General features: G+C 42.7%; 22 protein-coding genes. All 22 read left to right on the top strand.

Annotation, left to right across the window (positions count from 1 at the left end):
• Positions 1 to 152: 152 nt before the first annotated feature.
• The 22 genes from FHS45_RS05260 (at position 153) to FHS45_RS05365 (ending at position 25,216) form a co-directional block, all read left to right on the top strand.
• Positions 153 to 1,679 carry an ABC transporter ATP-binding protein gene (locus tag FHS45_RS05260; RefSeq protein WP_062445893.1) on the top strand — a complete coding sequence of 509 codons (1,527 nt, stop codon included), beginning with the start codon at positions 153 to 155 and terminating at the stop codon, positions 1,677 to 1,679.
• Positions 1,679 to 2,725 carry an ABC transporter permease gene (locus tag FHS45_RS05265; protein WP_062445894.1) on the top strand — a complete coding sequence of 349 codons (1,047 nt, stop codon included), beginning with the start codon at positions 1,679 to 1,681 and terminating at the stop codon, positions 2,723 to 2,725. Before FHS45_RS05260 ends, FHS45_RS05265 begins: the two co-directional genes overlap by 1 nt.
• A 1-nt stretch (position 2,726) precedes the next feature.
• Positions 2,727 to 3,686, top strand: coding sequence for an ABC transporter permease (locus tag FHS45_RS05270; protein ID WP_062445895.1), 960 nt, complete (start codon positions 2,727 to 2,729; stop codon positions 3,684 to 3,686).
• A 349-nt stretch (positions 3,687 to 4,035) separates the two neighbouring features.
• Positions 4,036 to 5,325, top strand: coding sequence for an EF-P 5-aminopentanol modification-associated protein YfmF (yfmF, locus tag FHS45_RS05275; RefSeq protein ID WP_062445896.1), 1,290 nt, complete (start codon positions 4,036 to 4,038; stop codon positions 5,323 to 5,325).
• Positions 5,325 to 6,617, top strand: coding sequence for an EF-P 5-aminopentanol modification-associated protein YfmH (gene yfmH, locus FHS45_RS05280; RefSeq protein ID WP_062445897.1), 1,293 nt, complete (start codon positions 5,325 to 5,327; stop codon positions 6,615 to 6,617). The genes yfmF and yfmH overlap by 1 nt, the downstream gene beginning before the upstream one ends.
• Positions 6,618 to 6,619: 2 nt before the next feature.
• A complete protein-coding gene (gene ymfI / locus FHS45_RS05285; RefSeq protein ID WP_062445898.1) occupies positions 6,620 to 7,342 on the top strand; it encodes an elongation factor P 5-aminopentanone reductase in 723 nt (240 codons plus the stop codon).
• A gap of 96 nt (positions 7,343 to 7,438) precedes the next feature.
• Entirely contained in the window at positions 7,439 to 7,699 is a 261-nt protein-coding gene (locus FHS45_RS05290) for a DUF3243 domain-containing protein (protein ID WP_062445899.1), read from the top strand.
• Positions 7,700 to 7,918: 219 nt separating this feature from the next.
• Positions 7,919 to 8,710: a DUF3388 domain-containing protein gene (locus FHS45_RS05295; RefSeq protein ID WP_062445900.1), complete on the top strand. Its 792-nt coding sequence runs from the start codon at positions 7,919 to 7,921 to the stop codon at positions 8,708 to 8,710.
• A gap of 20 nt (positions 8,711 to 8,730) precedes the next feature.
• A complete protein-coding gene (locus FHS45_RS05300; RefSeq protein WP_062445901.1) occupies positions 8,731 to 9,660 on the top strand; it encodes a helix-turn-helix domain-containing protein in 930 nt (309 codons plus the stop codon).
• A 117-nt stretch (positions 9,661 to 9,777) separates the two neighbouring features.
• A complete protein-coding gene (pgsA, locus tag FHS45_RS05305) occupies positions 9,778 to 10,356 on the top strand; it encodes a CDP-diacylglycerol--glycerol-3-phosphate 3-phosphatidyltransferase (RefSeq protein ID WP_062447934.1) in 579 nt (192 codons plus the stop codon).
• On the top strand, positions 10,356 to 11,630 hold the full coding sequence (locus tag FHS45_RS05310; RefSeq protein ID WP_062445902.1) for a competence/damage-inducible protein A: 1,275 nt from the start codon (positions 10,356 to 10,358) through the stop codon (positions 11,628 to 11,630). Before pgsA ends, FHS45_RS05310 begins: the two co-directional genes overlap by 1 nt.
• 136 nt (positions 11,631 to 11,766) lie before the next feature.
• Positions 11,767 to 12,810, top strand: a complete 1,044-nt coding sequence (gene recA / locus FHS45_RS05315) for a recombinase RecA (RefSeq protein WP_062445903.1) — start codon at positions 11,767 to 11,769, stop codon at positions 12,808 to 12,810.
• 335 nt (positions 12,811 to 13,145) lie between these two features.
• Entirely contained in the window at positions 13,146 to 14,711 is a 1,566-nt protein-coding gene (gene rny, locus FHS45_RS05320) for a ribonuclease Y (protein ID WP_166761362.1), read from the top strand.
• Positions 14,712 to 14,884: 173 nt separating this feature from the next.
• Positions 14,885 to 15,682: a TIGR00282 family metallophosphoesterase gene (locus FHS45_RS05325; protein WP_062445905.1), complete on the top strand. Its 798-nt coding sequence runs from the start codon at positions 14,885 to 14,887 to the stop codon at positions 15,680 to 15,682.
• Positions 15,683 to 15,789: 107 nt separating this feature from the next.
• Positions 15,790 to 16,050: a stage V sporulation protein SpoVS gene (spoVS, locus tag FHS45_RS05330; protein ID WP_062445906.1), complete on the top strand. Its 261-nt coding sequence runs from the start codon at positions 15,790 to 15,792 to the stop codon at positions 16,048 to 16,050.
• 704 nt (positions 16,051 to 16,754) lie between these two features.
• Positions 16,755 to 17,681, top strand: coding sequence for a dipeptidase (locus tag FHS45_RS05335; protein ID WP_062445908.1), 927 nt, complete (start codon positions 16,755 to 16,757; stop codon positions 17,679 to 17,681).
• Positions 17,682 to 17,892: 211 nt separating this feature from the next.
• Positions 17,893 to 19,638, top strand: a complete 1,746-nt coding sequence (locus tag FHS45_RS05340) for a 2-oxoacid:acceptor oxidoreductase subunit alpha (protein ID WP_062445909.1) — start codon at positions 17,893 to 17,895, stop codon at positions 19,636 to 19,638.
• The gene (locus tag FHS45_RS05345; protein WP_062445910.1) at positions 19,639 to 20,505 is read left to right on the top strand and encodes a 2-oxoacid:ferredoxin oxidoreductase subunit beta; all 867 of its coding nucleotides are present in this window, start codon (positions 19,639 to 19,641) and stop codon (positions 20,503 to 20,505) included.
• 227 nt (positions 20,506 to 20,732) lie between these two features.
• The gene (gene tdh / locus FHS45_RS05350) at positions 20,733 to 21,773 is read left to right on the top strand and encodes an L-threonine 3-dehydrogenase (RefSeq protein ID WP_181949537.1); all 1,041 of its coding nucleotides are present in this window, start codon (positions 20,733 to 20,735) and stop codon (positions 21,771 to 21,773) included.
• Positions 21,774 to 21,906: 133 nt separating this feature from the next.
• Entirely contained in the window at positions 21,907 to 23,085 is a 1,179-nt protein-coding gene (locus FHS45_RS05355) for a glycine C-acetyltransferase (RefSeq protein WP_062445911.1), read from the top strand.
• A gap of 131 nt (positions 23,086 to 23,216) precedes the next feature.
• Entirely contained in the window at positions 23,217 to 24,788 is a 1,572-nt protein-coding gene (gene miaB, locus FHS45_RS05360; protein ID WP_062445912.1) for a tRNA (N6-isopentenyl adenosine(37)-C2)-methylthiotransferase MiaB, read from the top strand.
• A gap of 2 nt (positions 24,789 to 24,790) precedes the next feature.
• Positions 24,791 to 25,216 carry a YlbF/YmcA family competence regulator gene (locus FHS45_RS05365; RefSeq protein ID WP_062445913.1) on the top strand — a complete coding sequence of 142 codons (426 nt, stop codon included), beginning with the start codon at positions 24,791 to 24,793 and terminating at the stop codon, positions 25,214 to 25,216.
• The last annotated feature ends 181 nt before the right edge of the window (positions 25,217 to 25,397 follow it).

Consider the following 25,397-nt stretch of genomic DNA (forward strand, 5'->3'; position numbering starts at 1 on the left):
CCTTTTCATTTGATGTTTTTAAAGACAAAGATTCTAGCAGTTTATCTACCTGGTAAACTTTTTAAATTTTAAATGTCAAATTATGGACCCTGGGATTAATATCCCTTTAGATAAAAAAAGGTTTACGGTCGATTAAGAAAGTGGGGGAAACCATGAATTATGTTATAGAAATGCTGAATATCCGGAAAGAATTTCCTGGGATAGTCGCTAACGATAATATCACCCTGCAAGTGAAACAAGGAGAAATCCACGCTTTGTTAGGGGAGAATGGAGCCGGTAAATCAACATTGATGAACGTCCTGTTTGGTCTTTACCAGCCGGAAAAGGGAGAAATAAAGGTGCGGGGGGAAAGTGTCAAAATCACTGATCCGAATGTAGCTAATCGGCTTGGCATCGGAATGGTGCATCAGCACTTTATGCTAGTGGACAAATTCACAGTCACGGAAAATATTATTCTGGGAAGTGAACCTATAAAGAAAGGTACCGTTGATATTAAGAAAGCGGAAAAAGAGGTGGAGCGTTTATCGGAGCTATACGGGCTTCGTGTCGATCCTAAGGCGAGAATCCGGGATATATCTGTTGGTATGCAGCAACGCGTGGAAATCTTGAAAACCTTGTATCGCGGTGCTGAAATCCTGATCTTTGATGAACCTACTGCTGTGTTGACACCACAGGAAATCAAAGAGCTGATTGAAATTATGCGGGCGTTAATTCGTGAAGGAAAATCAATCATCCTTATCACTCATAAACTGAAAGAAATCATGCAAGTCTGTGACCGATGCACCGTCATCCGAAAAGGAGAAGGGATCGGTACAGTTGATGTGGCAGATACGAATCCGAACGAACTTGCTTCTTTGATGGTTGGCCGTGAAGTCACTTTCTCTACTGAAAAGCAACCTGCCCAGCCCAAAGATGTCACCTTAGCAATTCAAGATCTTAACGTGAAGGATGCTCGTCAGGTCGATATGGTTAAAAGTTTGAATTTAGAAGTTAAAGCAGGTGAAATTGTTGGACTGGCTGGTGTCGATGGAAATGGCCAGTCAGAATTGATTGAAGCGATTACTGGGTTGAGAAAAGCGGATAGTGGTGATATTAGGCTGAATGGTAAATCAATCACCAATCTGACCCCTAGGAAAGTGACAGAAGCGGGAATTTCGCATATTCCCCAGGACCGTCATCGGTTCGGTCTGGTATTGGATTTCCCCATCGGTGAAAACATGGTACTCCAAACCTATCATCACGAACCTTTTTCAAAAAAAGGCGTCTTACGCTACAAAGAAATCTACCAAAAAGCTAAATCGCTTATAGAAGAATATGATGTACGGACGCCTTCGGTCTATACGAAAGCTCGTGCTCTTTCTGGGGGGAACCAGCAGAAAGCCATCATTGGCCGGGAAGTGGATCGCTCCCCTGACTTGATTATCGCTGCTCAGCCTACAAGGGGATTAGACGTAGGAGCAATCGAGTTCATTCATAAGAAATTGATTGAAGAACGGGATAAGGGACGAGCTGTCCTGCTATTATCATTTGAACTGGATGAAATTATGAATCTGAGCGATCGGATTGCAGTCATGTTCGACGGTAGCATAGTAGCTGAAGTGAAGCCGGAGGAAACGACAGAGCAGGAACTCGGTCTGCTCATGGCGGGCAGTAAACAGCAGAAGGCTGGTGGTCAGTGATGTTTTCCAATCGTTTAGTAAATATATTAATACCAACTATATCTGTCTTTTTAGGTTTATTGGTTGGGGCATTCATCATGCTTGGCTTTGGATATAATCCGTTGACAGGATACCTTTCTTTATGGGAGGGAGCCTTTGGGGATTCTTACTTTTTTGGCGAGACTTTAAGACAGGTTACACCATATATTCTGTCCGGATTAGCCGTGGCCTTTGCTTTTCGGACCGGGCTTTTCAATATCGGAGTTGAAGGTCAGGTTATTATGGGATGGCTGGCATCTGTGTGGGTTGGGCTTGCGATTGACGCACCGATGATCATCCACCTGCCACTAGTGATAATTGCTGCTGCTTTAGCTGGGGCTGCTTGGGGGTTCCTTCCTGGATTATTAAAAGCAAAACTCGGAGTCCATGAGGTTATTGTAACGATTATGATGAACTACATTGCTTTATATACCTCGAATGCTTTGGTACGAAATATCATTAGTGACGGGCAGGACCGTACCGATCGTATTCCGGAAACCGCATCATTGACTTCGGAATGGCTGGCTGCTCTTACCCAGTATTCCAGGCTCCACTATGGTCTGTTGATTGCGTTGTTCGCAGCCGCTATTATGTGGTTCATTTTAAATCAGACTACTCGTGGTTACGAGTTGAGATCGGTTGGTTTCAACCAGGATGCCTCTCGTTATGCTGGAATGAATGTCGGCCGTAATATTATTCTATCAATGGTTATTTCTGGTGCGTTTGCTGGACTGGCAGGTGCGATGGAAGGTATCGGGACATTCGGTTACCAATCAGTTAAAGGCGGGTTTACGAACATTGGCTTTGATGGAATCGCCGTTGCCTTGCTTGGCGGAAACGCAGCCATAGGAGTCGTCCTTGCTGCTTTACTATTCGGTACCTTGAAGGTAGGAGCATTGAACATGCCAACAGGTGCAGGTGTCCCTACGGAATTAGTAGATATCGTGATTGCCATGATCATTTTCTTTGTAGCATCCAGTTATATGATTCGCTGGTTCTTACTGAAAATGAAAAAGGAGGGGAAATAAAATGGGTTTTTTAGATATATTACAATCAATCATAGGCCCGGCTATTTTCTTTTCAGCCCCTCTGATTCTTACTGCTATCGGCGGTGTTTTTAGTGAAAGGTCCGGTGTTGTAAATATCGGCCTGGAAGGTCTTATGGTAATGGGGGCGTTTGTCGGGATTGTTTTCAATCTGACGTTTATCGATACATTCGGTTCCTGGACTCCTTGGGTATCTATTTTCGTAGCGATGATCATTTCTGCTATCTTCTCGATTATCCATGCGATTGCCTCGGTTACTTTCCGTGCCGATCAAGTTGTTAGTGGTGTAGCAATAAACTTCCTGGCACTGGGTTTAGGTCTGTTTTTAACCAAGCAGTGGTACGGTAAAGGTCAGACAGACATGGTGAGCAGACCATTCTATACCACAGATGTGCCGCTATTATCGGATATTCCGATAATTGGTCCATTATTTTTCTCAGGAATGTATTTGACCTCTTATGTGGCCATTGCCTTTGCTTTTGTAGGCTGGTACGTATTATATAAAACGCCATTTGGTCTCCGTCTGCGTTCCGTCGGGGAGCACCCGATGGCTGCAGACACTAACGGTATCAACGTTTCCAGAATGCGTTATGTCGCTGTCATGATATCAGGAGCAATGGCGGGGCTTGGTGGTTCCGTATTTGCATTGACGATTGCGCTGAACTTTTCTCATTCCACTATTGTAGGGCAGGGGTTCATGTCTCTGGCGGCTGTAATCTTCGGAAAATGGCATCCGCTTGGAGCAATGGGAGCAGCGTTGTTTTTCGGTTTCGCCCAAAGTCTGAGTATCATCAGTTCGGGTGTGCCGTTACTGCAGGATGTCCCACAAGTATTCCTGCTGATCGCTCCTTATGTATTGACGATTCTTGCACTGGCAGGGGTCATTGGCCGTGCCGAAGCACCAAAAGCGATTGGAACCCCTTACATCAAAGGCAGTCGTTAAACAGAACAACTTGCCGGTTATCTGACAGCCCTGAGTACAACTAAAATGAGTATGAGCCCAAAAAGGTTCATACTCGTTTTTCTTTTTAGCTTAAGTAAAAGCAGTCTTAATGTTTAGCGGCTGTAATTTAATCATACATTAAGATAGGTAATTGATTAATCATTGAACCCTCCCTTTAATTGAATAAGCCTCTTATGAAATCAACAGCAAAGTTTAAGCAGGGGAATACTTTTTACTTTTTCTTATGAATCACGTAGGATAATAAATGGAACAAATTTTTTAGAATGGATAAATATAGCTTGAAAATGTAAAAATAAAAAGAAGCAGTTTGAATGAGGAGGACGGGATGATGAAGATTACAAAAGAAAAAATGTTAGAAAAGCAAGGGTATCGGTTACATATCCTTCCGAGTAAAAAATACAAAACCATTAACATAGTGGCAAAATTTAAGTCCGAATTGAAAAAAGAATGGATGACCAAGCGGGCTTTGTTACCGATGGTATTGCAGAAAGCCACCCAGGACCATCCGAGTCCACGTCAGCTCCAATCGGCTTTGGAAAATTTGTATGGCACGATTTTGAGCAGTGATGGAACTAAAAAAGGCGAAAACCATGTGATCAGCTTCCGGATGGAGGTAGCCAATGAGGCTTACTTAAATGACCGGACACCATTGCTGGAAGAAGCATTACGACTTTTCCATGATGTCCTTTTCAATCCGAAAAGCGAAAATAATGCGTTTGATGAGAAAATCTTCAACAGGGAAAAACAAACGCTCGAGCAAAAGATAACATCCATAAAGGATGACAAAATGAGCTATGCTAATATGCGTCTGATCGATCACATGTGTAAGGATGAACCGTATTCTTACCATGTTCATGGCTATCCTGAAGAGCTTGAAAAATTAACGGCAGCTGATTTGTATGAATATTACCAGAGCTTCATCAACCATGACTTGCTCGATGTCTATATCACTGGGGATGTGGAAGAGGATGAAGCAGAACGATTGATTGATAAGTACTTTACTAGAGAAAATGCCTCCAATCAGGTTCTTGATGAGAAAAAAACAAACACCCAGCCTATTGATGATTCGAAAGAGATTATTGAAGAGGATGAACTAAACCAAGGCAAACTCCATTTGGGTTTTCGTACTCATACAACATTCGGGGATGAAGACTACTATGCCTTACAAATTTTCAATGGATTATTCGGTGGTTTCCCTAGTTCTAAACTGTTTATGAATGTCCGGGAAAAACACAGCCTTGCCTACTATGCTGCTTCCAGGTTTGAAAGCCATAAAGGACTTCTCCTGGTATTCAGTGGCATCGCACCAGATGTATACGACCAGGCGAAATCCATCATTCTGGAACAAGTGGAAGCGATGCGTAATGGGGAATTTACAGAAGAAGAAGTAGAACAAACAAAAGAATTAGTCGTCAACCAGCTTCTGGAGACGATGGACAGTGCCCAAGGGCTCATTGAAATTCTATACCATCAAGTGTTGTCCGGCCATATGGTAGAGGCAGAAGAACTGATTGAAAATATCCGCCAAGTTACAATGCAAGAAGTTGTGGATATGGCTAATAAAATTGAATTAGATACGATCTACTTCCTGACTAGCAACGAAGGGGGAGAAAAATAATGAAAGAACTCGTTTATGATCAGCTGAAAGAAACTATTTATACGGAGACACTGGATAACGGATTAAAAGTTTTTTTATTGACAAAACCGGATATGGTGAAAACGTTTGGCATCTTTGCTACTGATTATGGTTCAATCGATCAGAAGTTCACTCCCATTGGAAAAGATGAAACGGTTGCGGTTCCAGAAGGGATTGCTCACTTTTTGGAACATAAATTATTCGAGAAGGAAGACCGGGATGTATTCCAGGATTTCACAAAGCAAGGTGCATCTGCGAACGCATTTACTTCCTTTACGAAAACAGCTTATCTTTTCTCAGCAACCAGCAATATTGAAAAAAATGTAGAAACACTCTTGAACTTTGTACAAAATCCTTATTTTTCCGATCAGTCCGTCGAGAAAGAGAAAGGGATCATCGCCCAGGAAATCAAGATGTATGATGACCAGCCGGATTGGCGTGCTTTCTTCGGTACGATCCAAAGCCTTTTCCATGAGCATCCGGTACGTGTAGATATTGCTGGCACGGTGGATTCGATCGATGAAATTACCAAAGAAGACCTTTATACGTGCTATGAGACGTTTTATCACCCTTCCAATATGACATTGTTCATCGCAGGGAATTTTGATCCGGAAGAAATGATGAAGCAAGTCAAGGACAACCAAAATGCTAAGGAATTCGCGGATGCCCCATCTATTCACAGATCCTATCCCGAAGAACCTGAAAATGTGGCCAAAGCCTTTGAGAAAATCGAAATGCCTGTAACTACTTCCAAATGCATGATCGGTCTAAAAGAAAAAGTGTCAGGTCTGTCTGGAAGAGAAATCCTCCGTGCGGAACTTCTATCAAGTATGATTCTCAGCCACTATTTCTCAAAAAGCGGAGAATTTTATGAAGAGTTATATGAAAATGACCTGATTGATGACAGTTTCCATTATGAAACGGACCTCGATCGTCAATTTGGCTTTACCATTCTTGGTGGAGATTCCAGAAACCCCGATGAATTGGCGAAACGTGTGAAGGAAATGCTGCATCAATTGAAAGAGCGCCAAATTTCACAGGAAGACTTTGAACGTATGAAAAAGAAAAAGATCGGCCAATTCCTACGCGCCATGAATTCCATGGAGTTTATCGCTAACCAGTTTTCGCACTATCATCTGCTTGGCATCGATCTTTTTGAAGTATTGCCTGAAATCGAAGCGTTGACAATCGAAAACGCCAATGATTTTCTGAAAAATTGGATTAACGAAGACAGGATCGCTGTTTTCCAAGTAGTACCACCGCAAGCGAGCTGAAAATGACACCGTCTAATATTCTGATAGTGGGGGCGAGTGGTGATATTGGCAGTGCTATTTGCCGTGAATTAGCAGGAAAAGGATATAACCTTTTCCTTCAGTTTCATGCAAACAGCAGGATTATCAAGCAATTGGAAGAAGACATCGCGAAAGCCCAATGGCTTGGGGCTATGCAGGCTGACTTAGCAACGCCTGCTGGTATCCATCAGTTTCTTGATCAACTGAACATTCATCTTGATGGTGTGGTCTTTGCCGGTGGGCGAGCTTTGACTGGAATGTTTCAGGACATGACAGAAAAAGATATGGACGATTTGTATCACCTTCATGTCAAAACACCATGGATGATTACCAAGCATCTGCTCCCCTCCATGATTCGTCATCGGTACGGACGTATCCTGGTCATCTCTTCCATTTGGGGAGATGTTGGTGCCAGTATGGAAGTGTTGTACAGCTCCGTAAAAGGGGCACAAAACAGTTTCGTAAAAGCGCTGGCGAAAGAAACAGCTCGCAGTGGAGTTGTGGTCAACGGAGTAAGCCCGGGATTCATTGATACAAAAATGAATCTAGAGCTTGATGATGAAGAGAGAGCTTTATTATTCGATGATATTCCTACCGGCCGACCGGGTACTCCGGAGGAGGTCGCCAAAGTAGTCGGCTTCTTGATGAGTGAAGATGCCAGTTATATTAATGGCGAAATCATTAAAATCAATGGTGCATGGAGTTAATCCCTAGAAAATTTTTCTTCTAACTCTTCTTTTGCGTATAATACTCTCCTTTTTTCTAAAACTAAGGATGTATTTTTAAACAAAGGAGGAAATAGTATGTCTGTACTTGACAACTTTGATTCATGGAAAGATTTTTTAGGTGATCGATTGCACCAGGCGGAAGGTCAAGGGATGAATCAGAATGCCGTCTCAGAAATTGCTTATGAAATTGGCGGCTATCTGGCAAAGCAAGTAGATGCAAAGAATGATCAGGAAGCGATTTTGCGTGACCTTTGGAATGTGGCTGACAAAGAGGAACAGCACGCCATCGCGAATATGATGGTGAAATTGGTACAAGATCAAGGTACCCCGCGCTGAATACATCTTTGAAACTGAAAGCCGTGCTGCTCGACAGCGCGGCTTTCATCTGCTTATGTCAAAATATCTGTCAAATGGGTTTTCGTAATGTCGAATCGTGGAACACACCAAAATATACAAACATTCCTTTTCTAATATATGAAAATCATTTATTATAAAAGAAGGGTTGAAGCAGGTACAGTACAGTTACATATCATTTCATTCCAGAGGGGTTGTAATATGGAAAAAAAAGAGTGGTATCTGGAATACGAAATTCAGTATAACCGACCGGGACTACTAGGTGACATATCTTCATTATTAGGGATGTTAGCGATTAATATCATTACGATCAACGGTGTCGAAAATTCTCATCGGGGAATGCTTTTATTATGTAAAAATGAAGAGCAGATTGATCGGTTGAAATCGATTGTCAAAACAATGGATACCATTAAGATTACAAAATTGCGAAGGCCAAAGCTCAGAGATACACTGGCTGTCCGTCACGGCCGCTATATTCATAGCGATGTCGATGACCGAAAAACATTTCGATTTATCCGGGAAGATTTAGGTTTGCTGGTAGATTTTCTGGCCGAGCTGTTTATGAAGGAAGGACATAAGCTAGTGGGCATCAGAGGAATGCCACGTGTAGGGAAAACAGAGTCCATCGTCGCTTCCAGTGTCTGTGCGAATAAACGCTGGCTGTTTGTTTCCAGTACACTGCTGAAACAAACAATCCGAAGTCAGTTGATTGAGGATGAATACAGTGAAGACACGCTATATATCATAGACGGTATTGTTTCCACACGCCGTGCGAATGAAAAGCATTGGCAGCTGGTTCGTGAAATCATGAGGCTGCCTGCAACCAAAGTGGTTGAACACCCGGATATTTTCGTCCAGGAATCCGAGTATAAAATGGAAGATTTCGATTATATCATTGAATTAAGGAATACAGAAGATGAAGAAATAAAATATGATACAGTAGAAAAACCGCAGCTTTCACCAAACGATGGTTTTTCCATGTTCGATTTTTAAAGTAATGGATGGTGTTATACATGGACCTCGGTACTCGATTGAGAGAAGCGCGAGAATCAAAAGGCTTGTCATTAGAAGAAATACAACAAGTCACTAAAATCCAAAAACGATATTTACAAGCTATCGAAAAGGGAGATCATAGCAACCTGCCCGGAACATTTTATGCCAGAGCTTTTATACGAGAGTATGCAGCGGCTGTAGGTCTGAATCCTGATGAAGTGATGGAGGAGCATAAAAATGAATTGCCTGCGTCTCCTCAGGATAGCAGTGTCGCCTATAACCGGGTACAGCGTTCCAAGGAAGACGCGTCACCAGCCAATAGCAATTTTTCCAGAGTATTTCCGACTATCATCACAATCATTTTGATAGGGGTTATCATTTTTGCTGCCTATTTCTTTCTTTCCCAGCTGAATTCTAATTCAGGCGGGGATGCGGGAAAAAAGGAAAGTGGAGAAGATGAAATTATAATTGATAATTCGGTGGAAGAAAATAACTCAGCCGATGAAAATTCCGAAGAAACAGACGGAGCAGCAGATGAAAACCAATCCTCCGATGATAGTGCAAACGATGAGGATGAATCAGCTGAAGAAACTACTGAAGGTAGTTCTGAAGAGAAAGAAGAGCTCAACGTGGAAGTGACGGAGACAGGATCAGGTGGTTTTCCTCAACACACATTAGAAATATCCCAAGTAGACGATTTGGAACTCACGATTGAATTGAGTAACGATAGCTATTTGGAAGTCATGAAAGAACCGAATGGTGAAACATTGATTGACAGTAAAATATACGGGGAAGATGATTCACCGATCACAGTAGATGTAAGCAAAGAAGAGCAGATTTTTATTAAAACCGGCTTTGTTCCAGGAACCACTGTCAAACTCAATGAGCAGGAAATTGAGTTTCCAGTGGAAAATATGCAACAGAAACTTCTCATTAAAGTAGCTGAATAAATAAAGTACAGGGAAGCTGTTCCTAGTAACACAAGGTGTTGTTGTATGACACTTGTACCCTTTTTACTGGAACAGCTTTTCTTCATCATGCCGGAAGCCAATAGGAGTGTATGGAAAATGAATATACCAAACAGAATTACGATTTCACGAATTTTATTGATACCGATTTTTATTATATTGATGAGTGTACCCTTTAACTGGGGAGAAGTGTCTATGGGAGAAAGGGAACTTCCGTGGTCCCATTTGGCAGCTGCAATCTTGTTTATCATTGCTTCGACTACGGACTGGGTAGATGGCTATTATGCTAGAAAGCATAATTTAGTGACCAACCTTGGAAAATTTCTTGATCCACTTGCTGATAAATTGCTTGTCTCCGCGGCCTTGATTTTACTTGTAGAACAAGGTCTTGCTCCGGCTTGGATTGTCATTCTCATTATTAGCAGGGAATTTGCTGTTACCGGGCTCCGTCTTGTAGCAGCAGGTGAAGGAATTGTATTAGCAGCAAGTAATATGGGGAAATGGAAAACTACCCTTCAAATTGTAGCGATCGCAGTATTGCTGCTTCACAATTGGCCATTTGCTTATGCCGGATTTCCGTTTGGAACCATTATTTTATATGCAGCAATGATTATTACGGTCATTTCCGGCTATGATTATTTTGCGAAGAACTGGCATGTAATGAGGGATTCTAAATAATGAAGACAGTAAAAGCGGAAATCATAGGAATTGGCACGGAATTATTACTAGGACAAATCGCTAATACGAATGCGCAATGGATTTCCTCCCAGCTGGCTGCCCAGGGGATTCATGTCTATTTCCATGGGGTGGTTGGTGATAACTTCAGCCGTTGCGTAGAAACTTTTGAGGCTGCTCAGCGCAGGTCCGATCTTGTTATTGTTACAGGGGGGCTCGGCCCAACGGAAGATGATATGACCAGGGATGCAGCACAAAAAATCTTCTCCCAAAAACTTATCGAGGACCCGGAAAGCGCCAGGCGAGTGGAACACTTCTACCTAAAAAACAACCGTCCTATGTCACCGAACAACCGTAAGCAAGCCCTTGTATTCGAAAACGCGAAAGTACTTCAAAATGAAGAAGGCATGGCACCGGGAATGATGGTAGAACATGAAAATGTGCTTTGGGTATTTCTCCCTGGTGTTCCTTCTGAAATGAAGTATTTAATGAAAGAACATGTACTCCCTTATTTCCAGGATTATTTTCAGTTACAAACCGAAATCGTATCTGAAATGCTTCGTTTTATCGGGATAGGGGAATCCCAGTTGGAACATGAACTTCAAGATTTAATCAGCAGCCAGACGAATCCGACAATCGCTCCTTTAGCTTCAGAAGGAGAGGTGGGATTAAGGTTAACATCAAAAGGGGATACAGAAGAAGAAGCGCGATCTATGATTCGCTCGTTAAAGAACGTCATTCTTTCCAAAATGGGCGACTATTATTATGGTTCCGATGACATAACCATCCAGCAGGAAGTTCTTACTTTATCAAAAGAAAAGCAATTGACGATAGCTGCAGCGGAAAGCCTGACAGGCGGCAGGTTCATCGATGGTCTCATTACGTTACCTGGAGCTTCAAGCGTCTGTGAGGGGAGTGTCGTGACCTATACTCCTGACATGAAAGAAAAGATGCTTGGTATCCCGGGTGCTCTTATCAAAGAGTATGGAACAGTAAGTGAGGCATGTGCAAAAGCGATGGCTATGAACATAAAACAGCTCGTTAAATCAGATATCGGGATCAGTTTTACAGGAGTGGCAGGACCTGATTCGAGTGAGGGCAAAGAACCAGGGACCGTGTACATCGGCATCCAAATCAAAAATGAGCCTGTGGAAGTGTATCACTTTCATTTTAATGGAACAAGGGAGACGGTACGTAACCGGAGCGTGAAGAAAGGCTATGAATTACTTTTTCATCGTTTGAAAAAAGATTTATCATCCAAAAAAAGCGGGCAGTAACCAGCCTTTTCCTGAAGGAAGTAAGAATTATCGTCATCATAACGCATGAAAAAAAGGGAACATTCATTCGCTTTTTAGTTGGCAAATCATCTAAAACAAGTTATTATAAGGATAGCAAAGCTGAAAGGGGAATATTATGAGTGATCGTAAACAAGCGTTAGATATGGCGCTTAGACAAATTGAGAAACAGTTCGGTAAAGGCTCTGTAATGAAATTGGGGGAGCAGGCTGAGCAAAAAGTCAGTACGGTTCCCAGTGGTTCGCTGGCACTTGATGTCGCACTTGGTGTAGGCGGGTATCCACGCGGACGAATCGTTGAAATATATGGTCCGGAATCTTCCGGTAAAACAACTGTTGCACTGCATGCGATTGCAGAAGCACAGCGAAAGGGTGGACAAGCGGCGTTCATCGATGCCGAGCATGCCCTGGATCCGGTCTATGCCAGAAACCTTGGTGTCAATGTCGATGAACTATTACTTTCCCAGCCGGATACAGGGGAACAGGCTTTAGAGATTGCTGAAGCACTTGTGCGCAGTGGAGCAGTCGATATGGTAGTCATCGACTCTGTAGCAGCTTTGGTTCCTAAAGCTGAAATTGAAGGGGAAATGGGTGATTCCCATGTCGGTTTGCAAGCACGTCTGATGTCTCAGGCATTGCGTAAGCTTTCCGGTGCAATCAACAAATCAAAAACGACTGCTATCTTCATCAACCAAATCCGTGAAAAAGTCGGTGTTATGTTCGGTAACCCGGAAACTACTCCAGGTGGACGGGCATTGAAATTCTACTCTTCTGTACGTCTGGAAGTGCGCCGTGCTGAAACGCTGAAGCAGGGTAATGATATGGTCGGAAACAAAACACGGATCAAAGTCGTGAAGAACAAAGTTGCACCACCTTTCAAGCAGGCAGAAGTGGATATCATGTATGGTCAGGGGATTTCCAGCGAAGGAGAACTGATTGATATCGGTTCTGACCTGGACATTGTCCAGAAGAGCGGATCCTGGTATTCCTATAACGAGGAACGTTTAGGTCAGGGACGTGAAAACGCCAAGCAGTTCCTGAAAGAAAACCCTGATATCTATCAAGCTATCAATGATCAAATAAGAAGACATTATGGTATGTATGAAGGGGAAGAAGGCGAAGACGCCTCTAAAGAAGCGAATCAAGAATCACTGGATGTATAAGATCACACCATAACAGGCAGTTCAATATTGGGGTGTTGGCAGCACATGCACCCCTTGATTGAACTGCTTTTTTTATGGGAAATTATAAATTTTCCTTGCTGAAACACCTTAGGAACAGGGGAATATTTTTCCATGGGATGTGGAAACTCAGCAGGAACAAGGAAAATCAAGGAATATATATTTGACGATTCCTTGACATTACCATTTCACAAGCTTAAAATTAACGTGTATCATTTTCATTTTTTTATACACCTATTAAACAATGTTTGTCAGAAAATGAAACGTATGTACATGCCGACAAATTGTACAATTTCATAGCAAGAGGAGGTGAAATCATGGATAATTTGGTATCCCTGCTCATCTTCATTTTGCTTGCCCTGATCGTCGGTATTGTTGTTGGGTATCTCATTCGGAAATCCATAGCGGAAGCGAAGATTTCAAGTGCGGAAGAACTGGCGAAACAGATCGTGGATGAAGGTCGCCGTAATGCAGAGGCGGCTAAGAAAGAAGCCCTGCTGGAAGCGAAAGATGAAAACCATCGTCTGCGCCAGGATGCAGAAGACGAAATTCGCGAACGTCGTATGGAACTACAAAAGACAGAAAATCGTTTAATGCAGAAAGAAGAAAACCTCGACCGTAAAAGTGAAACGCTAGATAAGCGTGAGCTTACGCTCGAGAAAAAAGAGGAAACTCTTACCGAAAGACAACAACAAATTGAAGAAATGGAAAGCAAAGTGAAAGCTATGCTGCAAGAGCAACAAACTGAGCTTGAACGCATTTCCGGCTTAACTTCAGACCAGGCTAAACAGATTATTTTAGAACGTGTGGAGCAAGAAGTTTCTCATGAATCTGCTCTCATGATCAAAGAAGCAGAGAATCGTGCCAAAGAGGAAGCGGATAAGAAGGCGAAAAGCATTCTTTCACTTGCCATGCAGCGTTGTGCCGCTGATCATGTAGCGGAAACGACGGTATCGGTTGTAAACCTTCCAAATGATGAAATGAAGGGACGCATCATCGGACGTGAAGGTCGAAATATCCGGACATTGGAAACATTGACGGGTATCGACTTGATTATAGATGATACACCGGAAGCAGTCATTTTGTCAGGTTTTGATCCGATTCGAAGAGAAACTGCTCGGATTGCTTTAGAAAAATTGGTGCAGGATGGACGGATCCACCCGGCCAGGATCGAAGAAATGGTAGACAAATCAAGACGTGAAGTGGATGAATACATCCGTGAAGTCGGTGAACAGACCACATTCGAGGTCGGTGTACATGGCTTGCATCCTGACTTGGTAAAAATTCTTGGCCGTTTAAAATATCGTACAAGCTATGGTCAAAATGTTTTAAAACACTCAATGGAAGTAGCGTATCTCTCAGGACTGCTTGCAGCAGAGCTGGGGGAAGACGAAACATTAGCCCGCCGTGCCGGCCTTCTGCATGATATCGGAAAAGCGATTGATCATGAAATTGAAGGCAGCCACGTTGAAATCGGGAAAGAGCTGGCAGTGAAGTACAAGGAAAATGAAGTAGTAATCAATGCGATTGCCTCCCACCACGGAGACGAAGAACCTACCTCAATTATTTCGGTACTTGTCGCAGCAGCTGATGCTCTATCTGCAGCACGACCAGGTGCCCGCAGTGAAACGCTTGAAAATTATATCAAACGTCTGGAAAAGCTGGAAGAGATTTGTGAATCCCATGAAGGGGTGGAAAAATCCTTCGCTATCCAGGCAGGTCGTGAAGTAAGGATTATGGTGAAGCCAGATGAAATCGATGATGTCACAGCTACTAAAGTAGCTCGTAGCATCCGTAAACAGATTGAGGATGAGCTTGACTATCCAGGTCATATTAAAGTGACTGTCATCCGTGAAACGCGATCCGTTGAATATGCTAAATAAAAGTAAAGTGGCCGTTTCGGTCACTTTATTTTTTATACTTTAAGAGAGTGTAACTATATTAAATGTTTAAAGTATTGAAAAGCCTAGTATTACCTTTGCATGACCCAGCTTTGACAACGGAGCCTTCCTATGTGAAACTGAATCTGAATATATAGTGAGAGAGGATTAGGTTAATGAAAATATTATTTATCGGTGATGTAGTCGGGTCACCTGGAAGAGATATGGTGCAAGAATACTTACCGAAGCTGAAAGCGAAATATCAGCCCGTAGTAACAATTATTAATGGTGAAAATTCGGCTTCCGGTAAAGGGATCACAGAAAAAATCTACCGAAATTTTCTTGAATGGGGAGCTAATGCAGTGACGCTAGGAAACCATGCATGGGATAAAAAAGAGATATTCGATTTTATTGACCATGCTGATTACATGGTGCGGCCTGCAAACTACCCGGAAGGGACTCCCGGTAAAGGGATTACCTATGTCAAAACTAATCATGGCGAGGTGGCAGTACTTAACCTGCAAGGCAGAACATTTCTATCACCAAATGATGACCCATTCCGTAAAGTAGATGAGTTGATAGAAACAGCTAAGAAGCGAACCAATATTATCTTTCTCGACTTTCATGCGGAAACTACCAGTGAAAAACAGGCAATGGGCTGGTATGTGGACGGCAGAGTCAGTATCCATGTCGGTACCCATACCCATGTGCAAACTTCTGATGAGCGAATCCTCCCTGGTGGCACAGGTTATATTACCGATGTCGGTATGACTGGTCCTTATGATGGCATCCTCGGTATGGATCGCGAAGCTGTGATCAAACGGTTTCTCACAAACCTTCCTGTACGTTTCGAAGTCCCTAAAACGGGTAGAAAACAACTAAGCGCAATATTGGCAGATGTAGATGAAGCCACAGGAAAGGCAAAGAAACTCCAACGGATCATGATTAACGACGATCACCCTTTCTTCGGCTGATTATTTGAACTTTTCTAAAAATTCCTTCATAATGAAAAGGAATATTCTTCATCTCCAAGAATATAGTAGTTATGGAATAACTATAGTTTATGAAGGAGGAGCTAGTAATGGAAATATTAAAAGTCTCAGCCAAATCCAGTCCGAATTCAGTAGCAGGAGCTCTAGCAAACGTCCTTAGGGAACGTGGAACAGCGGAGATTCAAGCGATCGGCGCTGGTGCGTTGAACCAGGCCGTCAAAGCAGTTGCTATCGCCAGGGGGTTCGTAGCACCCAGTGGTGTCGATCTAATTTGTATTCCGGCTTTCACAGACATCATGATTGATGATGAAGAGCGTACTGCAATTAAATTGATTGTCGAACCTCGATAAACGACAAGCTCTTCCATTAAAAATTAAATGGACAAGAACAGCCGTGCTATCCAAAGCACGGCTTATATTTTTTACTCTTCGGATTTTCTTTACGTTATTGACGATTTACTATAAGAGGCATATCCACCAATAGGGTCGAAAAGTCGAAGACTTGATTTCGAGATGTTTGTCTGCACAAAGGTCCGGTGGGGAACGACTCCCTTTCCGCGGACATGCGCTGAGCCTCCTCGAGCTGACGCTCTGCGGGGTCTCACCTGCCATGCTCATCCCGCAGGAGTCTCGCCGTTCCCCACCGGACCTTGCCATAGGAAGTTCTCGAAATCACACTTATAGAAACAGCTCCATGATGCCACACGTTATTATGAAAACATTTATATTCTTTATATGCGTACAATTGTAGGAATTAGTTATTCACTTTTTGGAGGGTCCGTTTGTTACATAACTGGTTGGATGGGAAGGGAAACGGTGAGACTCCCGCGGGAGAAGGGGCTAGGCGAGATCCCGCAGGGATTTTGCCCAAGGAAGCTCGCCAGATCCCCCGCAGGAAAGCGAGTCGTTTCACAGCCCATCCCTTACCTTTCGGTAACGGACCCAACTATCTAGAAACTGAGTCTTCAAGAAAAGGGAGCTTTACTGGAAAAACAAGATTGAGAACAGATTTGAGCAGAAGCTAGTTTTTCTGAAATAGGGAAGGGAGAATATCAGTGATAATCGATGCGCACTGTGATGTTTTATGGAAATTATGGGAAAAGAAAGTTGATTTCTACAATAGCGAGGAACTTCGCTTCAATTATTTGAAATGGCAGCAAAGTGATATCAAAGTACAGTGTTTCGCTATCTTTGTACCAGAGGAAGTAAAAGAAGAATCACAGTTCAGTGTGGCTTTAGAAATGGTGTCTATTTTTTTTGAACAAGTAGTCGATCCTTATGATGATGTGAAGTTTATCAGTAACAGGCAAGATTTATTAAATTTAAAAGCGCATGAAAAAGGAGCAGTTTTGACACTCGAGGGCTGTCATTCGATTGGGGCAGATATCAATAAACTGAAGGCATTAGTACGGATGGGAGTACGTATCGTCGGGCTTACATGGAATCAGGCTAACGCCGTCTGTGATGGCATAGAAGAAGAACGAGGTGCCGGGTTATCCTCTTTTGGGAAGGACGTAGTCCATTACTTGAACAAAGAACAGATTTGGGTGGATCTCTCCCATATATCCTATCAGGGGTTTTGGGATATTATGGACATTGGTGATTATCCCATGGCTTCCCACTCGAATGTTTTTCAGATTGCACCTCATGTCCGTAACCTGGATAATTCCCAGATAGAGGCTTTGATTGCCTGCGACAGTTGGATAGGAATCACTTTTGTACCAGAATTCATAAATGGAAGAAAAGTGGCTTACAGGCAGGAAATTATCAAACACATAGAGTACATAGTAGCTATGGGAGGAGAATCCATTCTGGGGTTCGGTTCAGATTTCGAAGGGACGGAAGATGAAGTCATCGGGTTGAAAGATATAATGGATTATAAATTTCTGATTAATGACCTTTGTCACAGTCAAACGAAATCAACTATGCAAAAATTAAGCTATAAGAACTTTGTCGACAAATTCCCGCGGATTCGGAATTGAGAAGCACCGTTAATTTGTCAGATTAGCTTGAAAATTACTATCCGAAGGGCTATGATTTAAATACATATATTACATACATCATAGCTTGCATTCAACATTAACTTTTGCCGAAATAGTTTTGTTGTTTCAAATTAGTTTGTTAGATTAAAATTCTATCAAACTAAGAAGTTCCGGGGAGAGAACCCTGGAAAAATTAAAAGGGGTGTATTAGATGGTTGAACAACTTTCATGGAAAGTTGGCGGACAGCAAGGGGAAGGGATTGAAAGTACTGGAGAAATCTTCGCCATTACTTTAAACCGCCTTGGTTATTACCTGTATGGCTACCGTCATTTTTCCTCACGCATCAAAGGTGGGCACACCAATAATAAAATTCGTGTTTCTACGAAAAAAGTAAGGTCGATTGCTGACGACTTGGATATCCTCGTCGCATTTGATCAGGAAACTATCGATGTCAATGCACATGAATTACATAGTAAAGGAATCGTTCTGGCTGATGCCAAATTCAATCCGAAACTGCCAGAAGGGGTAGACGTTACTTTATATGCGGTGCCTTTTACAGAAATAGCGACAGAACTTGGAACATCATTAATGAAAAATATGGTGGCTGTAGGAGCTTCAAGCGCTATTATGAACTTAGAGTGTGAAGTCTTCCGGGATGTTGTCGAAGAGATTTTTTCTCGTAAAGGGGAACAGGTCGTAGCTAAGAATATGGAAGCCATTGTCAAAGGGGCTGAATATGTAAGGAAACAAGATAAAGATTCCTTGCATCAGATGGAATTAGCTAAAGCGGATGGCAAAAAACGTATGTTTATGATAGGAAATGATGCAATAGCTTTAGGATTCCTGGCAGGTGGGTGCCGGTTTATGGCTGCCTATCCAATTACTCCTGCGTCTGAAATTATGGAGTATATGATCAAAAAGCTGCCGGAATTCGGTGGAACAGTCATCCAGACTGAAGACGAAATTGCAGCTGCTACCATGTCGATCGGTGCCAACTACGCAGGTGTTCGTACGATTACAGCTTCTGCTGGACCTGGTCTCTCATTGATGATGGAATCGATCGGACTGGCCGGAATTACCGAAACCCCGCTCGTTGTTGTTGATACCCAGCGCGGTGGCCCGAGTACTGGACTCCCGACGAAGCAGGAACAGTCTGACTTGATGGCTATGATTTATGGGACACATGGGGAAATTCCAAAAGTAGTGATGGCACCAAGTACTGTTCAGGAAGCTTTCAATGATGCAGTTGAGGCGTTGAACATTGCTGAAGAATACCAGGTGCCTGTCATTCTGTTATCTGACCTGCAACTGTCACTTGGCAAACAGACAGTGGAGCCATTGGAGTACGATAAGATTGATGTGCGGCGTGGAAAATTACAAGAAGACCCGCAATTACCTGAACTGGAGAAGGGTGAATACTTCAAACGTTACCAGGTCACTGACGACGGGGTATCCCCTCGTATTCTTCCAGGAACGAAAAATGGCATATTCCATGTTACCGGGGTAGAACATGATGAAACAGGAAAGCCGAGCGAACTCGCTTCTAACCGAAAAGCACAGATGGATAAACGTCTTCGTAAATTGAAAAAGCTGCCCGAGGTATTCCCTACTCCTGTCCATAAGGATGCCAAGCATGAAGTGGCAGATATATTGTTTGTAGGTTTCAATTCCACACGAGGAGCAATTGAAGAGGCGAAGGGAAGGCTGGAAGAAGACGGCTATAAAGTGAATCATGCTCAAATCCGCCTGGTTCATCCTTTCCCGGCAAACGAAGTAAAAGCATTAGTAGATCATGCTAAAAAGGTAATCGTCGTCGAGAATAATGCTACTGCACAGTTGGCTAATATTATTAAGATGAACGTCGGCAGCCAGGAAAAAATGGACAGTCTTTTACAATATGACGGTACGCCGTTCCTGCCTGGTCAAATTCATCAGCGAAGCAAGGAGTTGTTATAAATGGCGACATTCAAAGAGTTCCGTAATAAGGTAAAACCGAATTGGTGTCCTGGTTGTGGCGATTTCTCTGTACAGGCCTCTATTCAACGAGCTGCTGCCAATGTAGGATTAGAACCGGAAGACTTAGCCGTTATCTCTGGTATTGGCTGTTCCGGACGAATTTCAGGCTATATTAACTCATACGGATTCCACGGGATTCACGGACGTGTCCTCCCGATCGCTCAGGGCGTCAAGATGGCGAATAAAGACCTGAAAGTCATTGCTTCCGGCGGTGATGGTGATGGATTTGCAATCGGGATGGGCCATACCGTCCATGCCATCCGTCGTAATCTGGACATTACTTATATCGTAATGGATAACCAGATATATGGTTTGACGAAAGGGCAGACTTCGCCACGTAGTGAAATGGGCTTCAAAACCAAGAGTACACCGGAAGGTTCGATTGAATCTGCTGTTAACGTGATGGAAATGGCTTTATCGGCCGGTGCTACATTTGTTGCCCAAAGCTTTTCAAGTGACTTGAAAGAGTTAACTTCTTTAATCGAGCAGGGCATCAATCATAAAGGTTTTTCATTGATCAATGTATTCAGCCCGTGTGTTACTTATAATAAAGTCAATACGTATGACTGGTTTAAAGAAAACCTGGTCAGCTTAGATGATATTGAGGGATATGACAGTTCTGACAGGAAAAAAGCGATGGCAACGCTGATGGAGCATAACAGTCTGGTTAAAGGCTTGATCTATCAGAATAACAGTCAGCAATCCTACCAGGATTTAGTGCACGGGTATGCAGAATACGCATTGAAAGACAGCGATCTAAAAATCGATCAAGAAAAATTTAATAATCTAGTAAGTGAATTCATGTAAACATTATTTCTCGCATACGAAAGCCAGGTCAGTAAAAATTCTGACCTGGTTTTTTTGGCTTTAATTATGCTAAACTAGCATGTTTACAAGGCTGGTGCCAACCCGGCTGTCTACAACGATCATTTGTGTTTTCCACGAGGACACATGCATTTGCAAAAAATATTACTCCTGTTAAAATGGTGATATATAAATAGTTATGAGTTTGATAGAGGATAGGAGTGTTCGTTGTGAGTGGAACAATGAGAGCTATTGTAAAACATCATCGCGGCGTAGGTGCTGAATTACAGGAAGTAGAAATTCCTGTTATAAAAGAGAATGAAGTATTGATAAAAGTGAAAGCGACTTCCATATGCGGAACCGATGTTCATATCTATAACTGGGATGAGTGGTCCGCCAGTCGTGTTAACCCGCCATATGTGTTCGGGCATGAATTCGCTGGTGAAGTGGTAGAAGTGGGAAGTAAAGTAAATACATTTGAAGAAGGGGATTATGTAAGCGCAGAGACACACTTGGTCTGTGGCCATTGCCCTCAATGTTTGACTGGCAAATATCATATTTGTGAGAATACCCAAATAATAGGTGTGGATACACAGGGATGTTTTGCTGAGTATGTTGCACTCCCAGCCGAGAACTTATGGAAAAACCCGACAGAAATGCCAACGGATATCGCTTCCGTTCAGGAACCAATGGGGAATGCTGTCCATACTGTATTAAACGGTGACGTAGCCGGCAAGTCAGTAGCCGTCATTGGCTGCGGACCGATTGGCCTTATGGCTGTCGGAGTAGCAAAAGCAGCAGGTGCTTCACAGGTTCTGGCGTTTGACCTGAACGGGTATCGCCTGGAATTAGCTTCTCAAATGGGGGCTACTACGGTGGTCAATTCTGGTATAGAAGACCCGGTAGCAAAAGCAAAGTCACTGACAGATGGCCATGGTATCGATGTGGTCTGTGAGATGAGCGGTCATCCGATAGCGATGGATCAGGGCTTTAAAATGATTACGAACGGGGGCAGGATGTCCATCCTGAGTCTGCCGACTAAACCAGTAACAATTGATGTCACAAATGATATCGTTTTTAAAGGTATTGAAGTACAGGGCATAACCGGACGCAAAATGTATGAAACATGGCAACAGGTTTCCCGCCTGCTTCATTCTAAACAAGTGGATTTAACTCCAATGATTACTCATCATCTGCCACTCGAAGAATTCGAGAAAGGCTTTCAGCTGATGAATGAAGGGAAATGCGGCAAAGTAGTACTGCATCCTTGATTAAATTATGGATTGTTGAAAAATAATCCGTAAATGAGAGATACTATTAATAGAAAGATTACTTCATTGTATAAGGAGGGTCATCCTCCTGCATACATACTACACATTTGTAAATTATTAAGGAGGTTTGTATATGAAAGGTTTTGAGTACTTACAAAAGGAACTGGACCAAATGAAAGACCAGGGGACATTCCGGGAATTGATCCCGTTGGAATCACCTCAGGGATCACGTGTTAAGATAAAAGGCAAAGAAGTGATTCAGTTATCTTCTAATAACTACCTTGGATTGACCTCTCATCCAAAAATGAAGGAAGCTGCAGAAAAAGCGGTCCGTGAATATGGAGCAGGTACCGGTTCAGTAAGAACGATTGCTGGGACGCTGCAAATGCACGAAGAATATGAAAAGAAGCTGGCTAAGTTTAAACATACCGAAGCAGCACTTGTTTTTCAGTCCGGCTTTACAACTAACCAGGGAGTTCTATCATCTATTTTGACAGAGGAAGATGTGGTTATTTCGGATGAATTGAACCATGCATCGATCATCGATGGAATTCGTCTGACAAAAGCTGGTCGTAAAATCTACAAACATGTCGATATGAAATCTTTGGAAGAAAAATTGAAAGAGTCCGGAGACTACCGCACACGCTTAATTGTTACTGATGGCGTTTTCTCCATGGATGGGAACATTGCTCCGCTTCCAGAAATAGTTGAACTGGCTGAGAAATACGAGGCACTCGTTATGGTTGATGATGCTCATGCCAGCGGAGTGTTAGGGGAGAATGGTCGCGGTACGGTCAACCACTTCGGATTGGATGGACGTGTTCACATCCAGGTAGGAACATTAAGTAAAGCAATCGGTGTTCTTGGAGGCTATGTGGCAAGCAGTCAGACTTTAAAAGAATACTTGATTCATAAAGGCCGCCCGTTCCTATTCAGTACTTCTCATCCGCCAGCTGTAACCGCCGCATGTGATGCAGCGATAGACGTATTACTGGAAGAGCCTGAATTGATCCAGAAACTGTGGGATAACACGAAATTCTTCAAAGATGGTTTGAAGTCTCTCGGTTTTGATATAGGAATCAGTGAAACACCTGTAACGCCGGTAATGGTCGGCGATGATTCATTGACGCACAAGTTCTCAGATGAACTATTCAATGAAGGCGTTTTTGCCCAAGGAATCGTTTTCCCTACAGTACAGCGTGGGAAAGGGCGGGTGCGAACGATCGTCACTGCAGAGCATTCGAAAGAAGAATTACAAGAAGCGCTAACTGCTTTCGAACGTGCCGGCAAGAAATTGAATATCATTTCCTGATAGTAAAAAGGCTGATCACATATGCTGATCAGCCTTCCTTTATGGTATTCTTCGGCTTCTGCTCTTAAAATTTGCTATCAAAGTTGATATAATGAGAAAGTTAGATATGTTATGCGAAAGGAGCACTGTTGATGAATGAACAACAGCGTAAACAGATGAGTCAAATTCGTGAAGTGAATCCAGCGGACGTAAAATCCGACCAGGATAACCTGAAACGAATTAAGGATAAGAAAAGTGAAGACTTTATCAAATATTTTGAAACAAGCTACCAGCCCCCTTCCTTGAAAGATGCCAAAAAGCGGGGCAAGGAAGACGTCGAAGTTCATTATGATTTTAATATACCGGAAGAAATGATCGGCCTTGGTAAAGGCAAGAAATTCATGATCCGTACTTATGGCTGCCAAATGAATGAACATGATACAGAAGTCATGGCCGGCATCCTGGAACAGATGGGCTACGTTTCCACTAATGAAACAAAAGAAGCCGATATCATATTATTGAATACTTGCGCGATCAGGGAGAATGCCGAAAATAAAGTATTTGGGGAAATCGGTCATTTGAAACCGTTGAAAACCGAAAATCCTGATCTGATCATCGGTGTCTGTGGCTGTATGTCCCAGGAAGAGTCGGTCGTAAACCGTATCCTGAAAAAGCACCAGTTCGTCGACCTTATCTTTGGAACCCATAATATTCACCGGCTGCCACAGCTTGTCAAAGAAGCCATGTATGGGAAAGAAATGGTAGTTGAAGTATGGTCCAAGGAAGGCGATATCATTGAAAATCTTCCTCGTTCCCGGAAAGGGAAAATTAAGGCATGGGTCAATATCATGTATGGCTGCGACAAGTTCTGTACGTATTGCATTGTCCCTTATACACGAGGTAAAGAGAGAAGCCGTCTGCCAGAGGATATTATCCAGGAAGTTAGACACTTGGCAGCACAAGGCTATAAAGAAATTACACTTCTCGGTCAAAACGTCAATGCCTATGGCAAAGATTTAGATTTCGAATATGGACTGGGCGACCTGATGAATGAAATTCATAAAATAGATATTCCACGTGTGCGGTTTACGACATCCCACCCGCGTGACTTTGATGATCGTTTAATTGAAGTTTTGGCACAAGGCGGAAATTTGCTGGATCATATCCACCTTCCTGTCCAGTCAGGAAGCTCAGATGTCCTGAAAATCATGGCTAGGAAATATACCCGGGATAGCTACTTGGAACTCGTAGATAAGATTCGTACAGCGATGCCAAATGCGACGCTGACAACAGACATCATTGTCGGCTTCCCGAATGAAACGGAAGAGCAGTTTGAAGAAACACTAACCCTCGTGGAAGAGGTCGGTTTTGAATCTGCTTACACGTTTATTTACTCTCCAAGAGAAGGTACCCCTGCAGCGCGTATGAAGGACAATGTACCGATGGAAGTGAAGAAAGAACGCCTGCAGCGTTTGAATAAACTGGTCAATGAACAGTCAGCAGAAGCTATGAAGAAATACGAAGGTGAAATTGTTGATGTACTGGTAGAAGGGGAAAGTAAGAAAAACGCTGACGTACTTGCCGGGTACACTGAAAGAAATAAATTGGTCAATTTCAAAGGGCCAAAATCCGCAATCGGTGAAATTGTGAAAGTGAAAATAAATAATGCAAAGACATGGTCTCTTGATGGAGAAATGGTCGAAGAAGCAGCAGAGGTGAAGTAGAAATGGCTGAATATACACGGAAACAAGTATTAGAAGAAGCACAGAAATTGGCTAAGATGATGGCCAATATCGAAGAGATCGATCGTTTTAAACAACTGGAAGCAAAAATAAATGAAAATAAAAAAGTGCAAGAAAATATCTCCAGGATCAAAGCGTTACAAAAGCAGGCCGTCAATTTCCAGGCTTATGGTAAAACAGAAGCCCAGAAAAAGGTAGAAAAAGAAATTGACCGGCTCCAGGAAGAATTGGACGCTATTCCAGTAGTAGAAGAGTTCAAAAGTTCTCAGGTAGTCATTAACGATGTTCTACAAATGGTAACGAATACCATTGCCCGTGAAGTGACTAATGAAGTTATCCGTTCCACCGGAGGAGATGTGCTCAAAGGAGAAACAGGCACTAAAGCTGACAATTCAGCCTGCGGCCACTAATTTTTTTCCTTGCGCTGAAGGAGAATTATGTCCTTCAGCGTTTTTTTTCGTACAATTATCTAGGCTCTTGCATAGAATGAACTAAAACCTTATACAAATCCTTCTTGAAGGGAAAGGCATGTGCACATTTCGCCCAATTCAAGCATAGGATGTTGTGTATGATAAAGGGAGGTTTTAGGTG

This window comes from Thalassobacillus devorans (assembly GCF_011761345.1).
In the GTDB taxonomy this organism is placed as follows: Bacteria; Bacillota; Bacilli; order Bacillales; family Halobacillaceae; genus Thalassobacillus; species Thalassobacillus devorans.